This is a genomic window from Methanoculleus sp. (genome assembly GCF_020696975.1).
GTDB lineage: Archaea > Halobacteriota > Methanomicrobia > Methanomicrobiales > Methanoculleaceae > Methanoculleus.
In genome coordinates, this window is sequence record NZ_JAJGBK010000004.1 from 53,585 (window position 1) to 64,531 (window position 10,947).

Sequence of the window (10,947 nt, forward strand, 5' to 3'; positions counted from 1 at the left end):
CGCTCACCGGCGGATCTCGTCGAGGATCCGCTGCAGCCCCTCGTGCTCCTCCGGCCGCGCCCCTTCGGCCGCCAGGGTGAGCGCAGGAACAACTGCATCGCCCATATCGATCAGGGCCCGTTCAGCCCGCATTCTGACGACAAGAGCGCCATCCCCGAGTGCCCTGATGAGGGGCGCGATGGCTTCCTCTCCCCCTATCCGGGCGATAGACCTGACGGCATTTGTCCGTACCTCAATCGAAGGGTCGGAGAGCGCCCCGGCAAGCACCGGCAGTGCATCGGCACCGACCCGCTCCACCTCAGCCCACCGGTCCAGGGCCATGAGGAAGAGCGTCCTCTCTTCGCCGGTCTCCGGTTCCCAACCCGCTGCTTCCAGTGCTTCGGCGACCCCCGCCTTGAGTCTTACGTCGTCGGAACGCAGGGCACCGATCAGGTGACCTCGTACCGCGCCTCCGGGATCTTTCAGGGCCTCGAGCGCAGCGTATCGGACCCGATCATCCACATCGCTCAAGGCCAGAATTAGCGGTTCAATGGCGCAGTTATCCCCGATATAACCGAGTGACCGGGCTGCGGCAATCTGGACTGCCTCGTCCCTGTCCCGCAGCGCCAGCGTCAGCGGTTCTATCACCTGCCTGCTTCCTATGTAGCCCAGCGCTTCCGCCACGGCTGCCCGGACCTCGGTGTCGGGCTCCCTTCGCAGGGATTCACTCAGTATCCCGATAGCCCGTTTGTCCCCGATATTGCCCAGATTGCGGGCAGCAACGAGCCGAACAAACCTATCAGCATCGTTTAAGGCATCCATGAGCGGCGCGACCGCGGCCTCTCGCATCTCGCCAAGCACCCCGGCAGCAGCGGCCTGCATCGCCGGGTCGCCGTCTTTGAGCGCCATAATCAGCCCTTCAGCGGCAGGGCGCCCCATCTCGATAAGCCGGGTGGCAGCAGAGACCTGTGCCTCTACGGACCCGTCCTTGAGCGCAGTTATGAGTGTCTCAACCTCATGTCGGACCCGGCTATCGGAGGTGCTGCGCCGTACACGTGTAGCCCGCCGCCGCATGAGCACGGTTGCCGCTCGTTCCACAACATCCCGATCCTCGTCGCGCAGGGCGTATTCAAGCGACTCGTCCGCCTCCGCCGACCCGATCAGGGCGAGTGCATCAATTGCGGCGAGACGCCCATCCTTTCCGCCTTTCATCAGCACCGTGGAGAGCGGTTCAACGGCAGGATGCCCAAATCCCCCGAGAACCCGGGCAGCAACCACGCTGACCTCCCGGGCAGGATCCTCCAGGTGCCTGATGAGGAGCGGTATCGACCGGGGATTCCCGATAATCCCGATAGCCCGTGCCGCCGTCACCCGGACTGCCGGCACCGCATCATCCAGTGCCACTTCAAGCGGCTCAAACGCATCAGGGCCAAACGCCGCAACAGCCGCAGCCGCAGCCGACCGAACCGTGGGGTATCCATCACCGAACAGGCGTACGAGCGGGATAATCGCCCGCGCATCTCCGATCTGCCCGAGCGCACCGGCAGCGGCGATTCGGACATCCCGCTCAGGATCATCCAGCAACAGGATCAGCGCACCGACGCTGCTATCGTCACCAATCTCACCGAGCCCTTCAGCGGCGGCGATACGAACTGTGGAGTGCGGATCAGAGAGTGCCCGGATGAGGAACTCGATTGCCGGCTTGCCAAGGCTCCGTAACGCAGCAACCGCCGCAGCGCGGATCTCCTCGTCGTCATTCTGCAAAGCGTTGAGATACCGTTCGAGTGATGCCCTCTCCCGGATATCTCGTTCCGACGGTCCTGCAGGGAGTACCGGTTCAGGCAGAGCGACATCACTCGACTTTGCGGGTGCAGGAAGATTCTCGTTTGGGCACTCATCCTCATCGACCGCCTGCTCTTCTTCATTGGCCGGGACGAGCTGATCCAGTGAGACCGATCTTCGTGTTTCAATCCGGCTCTTTATGCCGGCCCATGTTTCCTCACCCCTCCGGCTTTCCTCCAGAAGTTTCTCAAGATCACCGGCATCAGTGGGTTCCTGAGCGACGGATTCCGGAATGGGTGCTTCTCCGCCAGTGGTGGGCTCTGCCGGTTCCACCTGTGCCGCTCGTGGAGATCTGCGGGGAGCAGGGTTTGGTGTCCGGGCCATCTTTCCGAAGTGCCCCTCAATCCGCTTCCGGGCGGCAAGCCCCTCTTCGAGTTCCCGGTTGTAGTCGGAGGTGTCTTTGTGTGCCGGTCCGGATCGTATGCTCTCCTTCTGACGTGCCCGGATATACTCCAGCGCAACCCCGGCCTGCTCACGAGCCGCAGCGTTCTCCGAATGCATCGCCATGTTCAGGGCGTCGAATGCAGGCTCCCCCAGCTGCCGCAACGCTTCGCACGCACCGGTGCGGACCCCCGAATACTCGACCTTCAGGGCCCGGATGAGCGCCGGAATAGCCGGCTTTCCCATCCGGACAAGTTCGCTCCACTGCTCTCTTGCAATCAGGAACTCCGCTCTCTCGAGATCGCTGTGCGGGATCCAGTCCAGCCGGTCGAGCGCCCAGGCCGCTTCCATCCGCACCGGATGCTGGGGATCGTTGAGGGCCCTGACCAGTGGAGGTTTCGCCCGGTCGTCACCAATCTCCCCGAGCGCCTCGATGACGCGTACCCGGACATCCATCTGCGGGTCATCCGCCGCCCGGATGAGTGCCGGGACGGCCCGGGGATCGCGAATCTTTCCGAGCGTCCGTGCCGACTCGCTCCGTATCCGGGGTTCTTTGCTGCCGAGGGCTTTGAGAAGGGCGGGGACGGCTGCGCCCTGGAGTTTTGCGAGTTCCGACCAGTCTTCCAGGAGGTAGTAATACTGCACCTTCTCCGCGAGATCGTCAGGCACCCACCGCAGTGCGGCGAGTGCGCTTGCTGCCTCTTTCCGAACCGATCGGTTGCTGTCGCGGAGCATTCGCGCAAGATACGGGACGGCCTTCCTGCCCGTCCCCCGGAGGGCAATCACGGCGGCACTCCGGATTGCCGGTTGTTCATTCTGCAGTGAGGGGAGCAGTGCCTCAAAGATCTCGTCGCCTGTTTCGGCGATTGCACGGCCCAGAGATGCCTGCAGGGGAGGGCTTGCCTGGACGATCAGGGCGAGAAGCAGCGGGATGGAGGAGGTGCCGGTCGATACAAACGCCTCTGCCATCCGGACCCGTGATGCGGGACCGGCATTCTCCAGGGCTTTGAGGAAGTCCGGAAGAATAGAGATCCCGAGGGCAGAAAGAGCGCGTGCCGCACCAGCACGGCTACGGCGGTCTTCATTATCCAGAGCCTCAATCAGCCCCTGATAATCCTTTTCCTGCTGGAACAACTTGATATTCATTCGGAATTTGTCAAAAAATGCCATACCTTTGCATCCATAAAGTGCATATCCAGAGTGCCCCGCTTGAACAGATCTCTGTGAATCCAGACAATATTTACTATTCACAGCCAATAAAACTTCCATTTTAAGACTGTCGAAGCGTTATGGCTGCAAACAGTTCAGTTCGGCCGGCTTATGCCCTTCTGCGGTCCGATCCGAATCTTTATCGGGGTGAGATCTGTATACGGGGCCCCTATGGTTAAGCTGGAAATCACCCGTCTGCCGGGCATTGTGCAGGAACTCGCGCCGGAGATGGAGGAATTGGTCTCCCGGTTGTACTCCTGGTATGTCGAACCCGGGCACCTGGTCTTTCCCGATGCGATGCAGGAGTGGGTGCAGGAGAAGTACGGCGATATCGAGGCGCAACAGATCGTCAGGGTGACCAACAACCAGACCGATGAGAGCACGCTGTTCAACTCTATCCGGGCACGCCGCCCGGTGCTGACCCCCCGGGCGGAGGAGACGCTTGAACTGCAGGCGCTCTCCGAGGGAGGGCCGTTCGCAAACCCGCTCGATGAGACGCCGGCCGACACGTTCGGGAGGATCGACGGCGACCACTGGATCACGGCAAGCAACATCGCGAAGTACGATTACCTCCACGCCCTCATCATCGCAAAGGAGAGCACCCCCTACGTCACGACAGAGCCGCAGGTGGCCGATATGATCAGCGTGGCCGTCAGGTGGTGCCAGGAGGCGCACCGCGCAAATCCCCGGGCAGTCTACCCCTTCCTCGTCTGGAACTCCCTCTGGCGTGCAGGGGCAAGCATCGTGCACAACCACGCCCAGATCCTGCTCACCCACCAACCATATACCGCGCCGGTTCGGATCGAGAGGACCCGGGACGAGTACCGGTGCCGTTACGGGAGCGAGTACTACGACGACCTCTTCAGGGCGCATACGGCCATCGGTCTCGGGCTCGTCTACAAGAATGCCCGGGTCATGGCGCACCTCACACCGAAGAAAGAGCACGAGGTCGTGATCATCGCAACGTTGCCGCACGACCTTGCTCCCGCGCTCGCAAAGGTGCTTGAGTGCTACCAGAACATCGGGGTGCAGAGTTACAATGCCGCGGTGTATATGCCCCCGCTCGGAGAGGAGGGGCATTACGTTGCGTGGCTGGTGGACCGGGGCGACCTCCACTCGCGGACATCGGACATCGGGGGAATGGAGCTCTACGCGGGGACGCCCGTCGTCGCGTCGGACCCATTCCGCCTGATGGAGCACCTTGCCGCCGTCATGCAGCCGTGAGCGGGCGGTCAGCAGAGGAGCGTGTCGTGGTTTGCGAGTTTCCGGTACGTCTCCTCCACCCGCTCTGCAACGCGGCTCCACTGGAAGTCGCCCTTAACCCTGTCGAACCCTTCCCGGCCCATGGCGAGCAGCTTCCCGGGGGAGCCCGCCACCTGAGCGAGGCCTTCGGCGATCGAGTCCGGGCGGGGCTGCACCTTGACCCCATCGGTCCCGTGCTTGATGTTCTCGGAGAGACCACCGACGTCGGAGGCGACCACGCACCTGCCGGCGCTCCACGCCTCGAGGAGGACAAGCCCGAAAGGCTCGTTCCTGCTCGGGATGGCAACGATATCGCTGGCATTGAGGAGCGGCACGTAATCGGCATCAGTGAGCCGCCCGAGGAAACGGACGGGGAGCGACCGGGCCCGCATCTCAAGGTCCGGGCGCATCTGTCCTTCCCCGATAAAGGCGAACTGGCTCTCGGGGTGCTCCCGGAGGAGATTGGGGGCTGCGTCCACGAGCATATCGGGCCCTTTCTGCCATGCAAGCCGTCCGACAAAGAGGATCAACGGGGAGTCGGGGTCAAATCCGTGGCGCTCTTTCACCTCCGCCGGGTCGACGTCCGCCTGGTAGTGGCCGGGCACGATGCCGTTCGGGACGACATCGATCTTCCAGTCGGGGATCTCGTAGAGGTTCATGGCCTCCCGGCGGAGGGTGGAGGAGACCGCCGTTATACGTTTGGCAATCGATCCCCCGTAGCGCTCGATCCGCGCAATCTCCGCAAAAGGCCACTTGCTGCTGAAACTGTTCCCGCTCCTGCCGAACTCCGTCGAGTGGTAGGTGAAGAGGGTCTCCCGCTCGCGGAGCCGGTGGAGCGCATCGACCACATGCCAGTCGTGGAAGTGCAGGAGGTCAAACGACGGTGTATCAAACTCACCGAACCGGCCGATCATCCCCCTGCTCATATCGGAGCAGTACCGGACGATATCCTCTCCCGCCGGCCGGCAGTAGTGATACTGGACTCCGTTAATCTCAACATCTCTTCCCTCACCCCGGGTAAAAAAGTGCACCTCATGGTGCCGTGCCAGCGTCTCGGCGAGGTTTGTCGCCGCACTTGCAAGCCCGCCGACCCGTTCGGCATACAATGACTCCCAGCAGAAAAATGCTATTTTCAGATGTTCCATACAATTCCTCTCATAAATTGCCCGGGGTTCGGCACCTGGACGGCCGAAACCATTTGTTCGGGCCGGAACGTCGGGTTCCGGTGATAGTCGATCTGGCCTGCCGGCCTTCAATTGCCGCGCTTCATATCCGCTCAAAGATGATATATCTTTCCGGGATTTTCAAAAATCGCCTGAAATCACCGGTTTTCACGGCACGGCCGGTGCACAGTCAGGAGGCGGGGCGCATCTCATGCAGGCGCTTTTTGAGGCGGTCGCTGTGCGAACCCATCCAGTAGAGTTTCCTGCAGGCAGGACACCACGAGAACTCCTTCCCCCGGGCTGACTGCGGGGCGTAACGTGCCTCCCGGATCTCCCGGGCGGTGGCCGGCCGGAGACGGGCGTTGCAGAGCGAGCAGCGGCTCATCCGGATCTCGGGCTCGATCAGCCCGAGGTCAGCGACCTGCCGGACCTGGTCCATGATCGCCTCGGATGCGATGTAGACCGCCTGCGCCCCGCCTCGCCGTGCAAGTTCCCGGTCCCGGGTCAGGAGGATCCGGTCGTCCTGGACGGCGATCTCGAGGAGGAGGGTATCCTCCCGCGTGCTCCCGGGAGCGAGGCTGTTTGCGCTCTTGGTGTCGTAACCCATGAACCGGAGGTAGCGGGTGAGCGTCCCGAGCATCCGGTCGGTGAGAAACTTCCGCGATTCACCTGATCTCTGAGACATACTCGATCCGTCCGCCGCACTCCGTGCAGGTATGGTCTTTGAGTCCCACCATGCGGGTCGCATACCCCGACCGCTCGATGGCGAGGCTGCCGCAGGTCGGACAGTAGGTGTTCTCGTAGGGGTGGCCCCCGACGTTGCCGAGATACGGGTAGTGGAGCCCCAGTTCTTTTGCACGATCGTAGATCTTCTCAAGCGTCCTGATCTCGGTCGGTCTTGCCTCCAGCATCTTGTAGTCGGGGTGGAACCGGGTGAAGTGCATCGGGGTATCGGGCCCGAGGTTCTCAAGCACCCACCCTATGAGCGCCTCCATCTCTTCCATCGAGTCGTTCTGCCCGGGGATGACCAGCGTGACCGTCTCGACATGCATGCCGAGTTCCTTTGCACGCGCCGTCGCGTCGAGGATCGGCTGCAGCCGCCCCCCGCAGACCTTCCGGTAGAAGGTGTCGGAGAACGATTTGATGTCGACGCGGAAGGCGTTGAGCATTCCCGCGAGCTCGCGGAGCCCCTCCTCGGTGATGTAGCCGTTCGTGACATAGACGGTCCCGAGTCCCTTCTCGCGCGCAAGCGTCCCCATTGCGAGCGGGTACTCGTGCCAGATGGTGGGCTCGTTGTACGTCCAGGCGATGCTTGCAGACCGGCTTGCAAGCGCCCGTTCCACGCCCTGCTCCGGGGGGAGGTTCCGGAGCGCCTCCATCTCCAGCGTCTGCTGGGAGATGTGCCAGTTCTGGCAGTGCTCGCAGTGGAAGTTGCACCCGATGCTCCCGAGTGAGTAGGAGAGGGTCCCGGGCAGGAAATGGTAGAGCGGCTTCTTCTCGATGGGGTCGACCGCTTCGGCGATGACCTTGCCGAAGGTGGCGGCATAGAGGGTGCCGCCGCGGTTGATGCGGACACCGCAGACCCCCTGTTTGCCCTCCCGTATGGTACACCGGTGAGCGCAGAGCGAGCAGTGGACGGTGTTCTCCTCCAGTTTCTGGTAGAGTCGCGCCTCGTGCATACGATCACGGTGTGAGGGGAACCATGTTATTTATCCCTGCGGTGCGGTCGGCCCTCGTCGTCATCATCGTACTCGACAATCAGCGCCCCATGATACCCGCAACGCTTGCAGCGGTAGAGACAGCCGGTATAACCGCCGGTAACCGCCCAGACGTCCATGGAGCCGCATACAGGACAGTGCAGCCTCTTCACAACAGGTATATGAGCGATATTAAGAATAATAATAGGGTAGAATGAAGAAGATCGTGATCTCTCTGGGCGGCTCGGTTCTGGTCCCTTCGCTCGAATCGAATAATATAAGCCGATATGTCTCTGTTCTCGGAAGGCTTGCCGAAAAATGCCGGATCTTTATTGTTGTCGGGGGCGGCGGGGAGGCACGCCGGTACATCCAGGTTGCCCGCGACCTCGGTGTCGGTGAGGCGGCGGCCGATGAACTCGGCATCCTGGTGACCCGGCTGAACGCGCGCCTTCTCGTGGCCGGGCTCGGGGATGCGGCCTACCCGCGCGTTGCAGAGGACTATACGGAGGCAAAGGAGTTCGCGGGGACCGGGAAGATCGTTGTCATGGGCGGGATCACCCCCGCGCAGACGACGGACGCGGTGTCTGCGGTCCTCGCGGAGAGCGTCGATGCCGACCTCCTGATCAACGCAACCTCGGTCGACGGCATCTACAGTGCCGACCCGAAGAAGGACGCCGCCGCAGTGAGGTACGAGCACCTCACGCCGGAGGAGCTCCTCGATATCATCAAGGGGTGCAGGATGGACGCAGGCGCCAATACGGTGCTCGATATCGTTGCCGGGAAGGTCGTCGAGCGTTCGAAGATCCCGCTCCTGGTGCTTGACGGCCGTGAACCGGAGAACCTCTACCGCGCGATCGCGGAGGGCGCCTACATCGGGACCACCGTGAGCGAAGAAGATACAATCCCCCTGCCGGCCTGAAGATCCCCCTATCGGTAACTATTTTTGCCTGCCTCGCCAACGTATAGTGGTACAGGGGCAGTAGGGTAGCCTGGTCCATCCTAGAGCGTTTGGGACGCTTTGACGGCAGTTCGAATCTGCCCTGCCCCATCAGTATGAACCGCGAGACCGCCTGCGAGGTCTACCGCCGTCTTCTTGCAGAATACCCGATCATCGACGACAGGCGCCACTTTCTTAACTTCCATAACTCCTACGAGACGCTGATCCTCACGATTCTCTCGGCGCAGACGACGGACCGTGCCGTCAACGCCGTCCGCGACGCCCTCTTCTCCCGCTATCCGACGCCCGAGGCCCTCGCCCGCGCGGAGCCCGATGAGGTGGAGCCGATCATCAAGACGATCGGGTTCCACCACGCGAAGGCCCGCTACATCGTCGGGACGGCAAGAAAGCTCGTCGCCGATTTCGGCGGCGAGGTCCCGCGGACGATGGAGGAACTGCGGTCGCTCCCCGGTGTGGGGAGAAAGACCGCAAACATCGTCCTATCCCATGCGTTCGGGATCAACGTCGGCATCGCCGTCGATACCCATGTCCGCCGGCTCTCAAAGAGGATAGGGTTCACCGAGAGCACGAACCCCGATATCATCGAGCGCGATCTGATGGCCCTCTTCCCCGAGGGAGTCTGGCGGGACATCAACTACCTCCTGATCCGCCACGGCCGCGCCGTCTGCACGGCCCAGAACCCGAAGCACGATGAGTGCGTTGTGGCGGACATTTGCCGGTATTACCGGGAGATGCAGGGTGGCGAGTAGGCTCCCCCGTGGCGGCTCCGGCCCGTGATGGCGGAGGGCTAAGACACAGGCCCCGGTCAGGCGCAGACGGGGAGCGGTGAGGGAGGAAGTCCGGTCACCAGTGCACGGAAACGGTGACCTACGAAGCATCGATTCGCCATCACCCTCCAACTCTGCGAGAGTATCTCGCGGCAACAAATGAGAATCATTATCCTGATACCCACGGTCTCTCCTGTGAGGAAAGGATGCACCGGAAGAGAGACCAATGCAGAATCAGTGCGCCACCGCATCCCGATCAGCGAGCGGCCCATCTAATCTTCGATACAGAGACAACCGGCCTCCCCCTGTACCAGAACGCACCAGGACGTGACGCGACGGCCTGGCCACGGCTGGTGCAGATCGCGTGGCTTCTCTACGACAGCGGCGAGCACATCACCCGGCAGGAGTGCTTCACCATCCTTCCGGACGGGTTCACGATCCCGCGGGATGCCGTGAGAGTTCACGGCATCACCACCGAGGCGGCGATTCGCTCCGGCATTCCTCTCCAGATCGTGCTCGATAAGTTCCGGGAGGCGGCGGCACAGAGCAGCATCGTTGTGGCTCATAATATGGCGTTCGACGGCGCGGTGGTCGCTGCCGAATGCGCAAGGAGTGGAGTGGAGAATCCGCTCTCTGGGATGCCGTCGGTCTGCACGATGGAGGCATCAGTCAGGGTCTGCGGGCTCCGACGACCAGGAGGGCTGAAGTGGCCGACGCTGACGGAACTGCACCGGACACTCTTTGGGTCAGTGTATCCCGGCGCCCATGGTGCTGGAAACGATGCCGCTGCGTGTGCCCGGTGTTTCTTTGAGTTGAAGCGCCGGGGGATCATCCAGTAGCGGCATTCTCTCTACAGTGCTTCTCGGGGATTTGAAAGGCTCTGACCAATAGGGAGGATTTTCGCTCCCATGAGATAGGGAAAGACCGGCCCGTATCAAGGACGTGCTCTCCCGGTCAAGTTTCATCCCCACGTGCATGGGGAACGCTAGTCGTCTTCGCCGCGCTTATACCGCCGGACCGGTTCATCCCCACGTGCATGGGGAACGCACCAGCCAAAGCGCCAGCAAATGGATTATCACCGGTTCATCCCCACGTGCATGGGGAACGCTCGCCGAACCCCGTGACGAAGGCCCTCGCCGACGGTTCATCCCCACGTGCATGGGGAACGCTCTCATCGCAGTACCGGATGTAGTACCGCGCCCGCGGTTCATCCCCACGTGCATGGGGAACGCCCGCTGATGTAGTCGGCTCCGAACTCGACCGGCGGTTCATCCCCACGTGCATGGGGAACGCTTGATACCGAGGCCACGAACCAGCGCGTCTCGCGGTTCATCCCCACGTGCATGGGGAACGCTACCTCAACAAAGCGATTTACGACCGCAAAGGCGGTTCATCCCCACGTGCATGGGGAACGCATGGACTGCCCTGATGCCCGGAGTTCCAGGGCCGGTTCATCCCCACGTGCATGGGGAACGCACGCCCACCGCCACCCCGACCCCGGGAGACTACGGTTCATCCCCACGTGCATGGGGAACGCGGCCGGATCTACACTGAGAAGGAGAAAGAGGACGGTTCATCCCCACGTGCATGGGGAACGCGAGTACCCCTCTGTGTTTTCGGTCGTGTACTGCGGTTCATCCCCACGTGCATGGGGAACGCCTATTGTAAGTGGTTTATCGAGAGAGGGGCACCGGTTCATCCCCACGTGC

Annotated in this window: 8 protein-coding genes, 1 tRNA gene and 1 CRISPR repeat array; of the genes, 5 read left to right on the forward strand and 4 right to left on the reverse strand. The window is 62.2% G+C overall.

Annotated elements, in window-relative coordinates:
* Positions 1 to 3: 3 nt before the first annotated feature.
* A complete protein-coding gene (locus QZ650_RS01435; RefSeq protein ID WP_292521130.1) occupies positions 4 to 3,348 on the reverse strand; it encodes a HEAT repeat domain-containing protein in 3,345 nt (1,114 codons plus the stop codon).
* Between the two features lie 234 nt (positions 3,349 to 3,582).
* On the opposite strand from QZ650_RS01435, the gene QZ650_RS01440 reads away from it, so the two are divergent.
* Positions 3,583 to 4,635, forward strand: coding sequence for a hypothetical protein (locus tag QZ650_RS01440; protein ID WP_292521128.1), 1,053 nt, complete (start codon positions 3,583 to 3,585; stop codon positions 4,633 to 4,635).
* Positions 4,636 to 4,643: 8 nt separating this feature from the next.
* Here QZ650_RS01440 and QZ650_RS01445 read toward each other — a convergent pair whose 3' ends face one another.
* The 3 genes from QZ650_RS01445 to amrS all read right to left on the reverse strand — a co-directional run bounded on the left by QZ650_RS01445 (position 4,644) and on the right by amrS (position 7,495).
* Positions 4,644 to 5,798 (reverse strand): glycosyltransferase family 4 protein, encoded by a 1,155-nt coding sequence (locus QZ650_RS01445; protein ID WP_292521127.1) that lies wholly within the window; start codon positions 5,796 to 5,798, stop codon positions 4,644 to 4,646.
* A 208-nt stretch (positions 5,799 to 6,006) separates the two neighbouring features.
* Positions 6,007 to 6,501, reverse strand: a complete 495-nt coding sequence (locus QZ650_RS01450) for a Mut7-C RNAse domain-containing protein (protein WP_292521126.1) — start codon at positions 6,499 to 6,501, stop codon at positions 6,007 to 6,009.
* Positions 6,482 to 7,495 (reverse strand): AmmeMemoRadiSam system radical SAM enzyme, encoded by a 1,014-nt coding sequence (gene amrS, locus QZ650_RS01455; protein WP_292521125.1) that lies wholly within the window; start codon positions 7,493 to 7,495, stop codon positions 6,482 to 6,484. Before amrS ends, QZ650_RS01450 begins: the two co-directional genes overlap by 20 nt.
* A gap of 232 nt (positions 7,496 to 7,727) precedes the next feature.
* Here amrS and pyrH point away from each other — a divergent pair, with 232 nt between their 5' ends.
* The 4 genes from pyrH (at position 7,728) to QZ650_RS01475 (ending at position 10,077) form a co-directional block, all read left to right on the forward strand.
* Positions 7,728 to 8,432, forward strand: coding sequence for a UMP kinase (pyrH, locus tag QZ650_RS01460; RefSeq protein ID WP_292521123.1), 705 nt, complete (start codon positions 7,728 to 7,730; stop codon positions 8,430 to 8,432).
* A gap of 54 nt (positions 8,433 to 8,486) precedes the next feature.
* Positions 8,487 to 8,561, forward strand: a tRNA-Pro gene (locus QZ650_RS01465).
* Between the two features lie 5 nt (positions 8,562 to 8,566).
* Positions 8,567 to 9,220 carry an endonuclease III gene (nth, locus tag QZ650_RS01470; RefSeq protein WP_292521121.1) on the forward strand — a complete coding sequence of 218 codons (654 nt, stop codon included), beginning with the start codon at positions 8,567 to 8,569 and terminating at the stop codon, positions 9,218 to 9,220.
* A gap of 224 nt (positions 9,221 to 9,444) precedes the next feature.
* Positions 9,445 to 10,077, forward strand: a complete 633-nt coding sequence (locus QZ650_RS01475) for a 3'-5' exonuclease (protein WP_292521119.1) — start codon at positions 9,445 to 9,447, stop codon at positions 10,075 to 10,077.
* Positions 10,078 to 10,195: 118 nt separating this feature from the next.
* Positions 10,196 to 10,897: a CRISPR direct-repeat array (repeat unit 29 nt; unit sequence CGGTTCATCCCCACGTGCATGGGGAACGC).
* Positions 10,898 to 10,947: the final 50 nt, after the last annotated feature.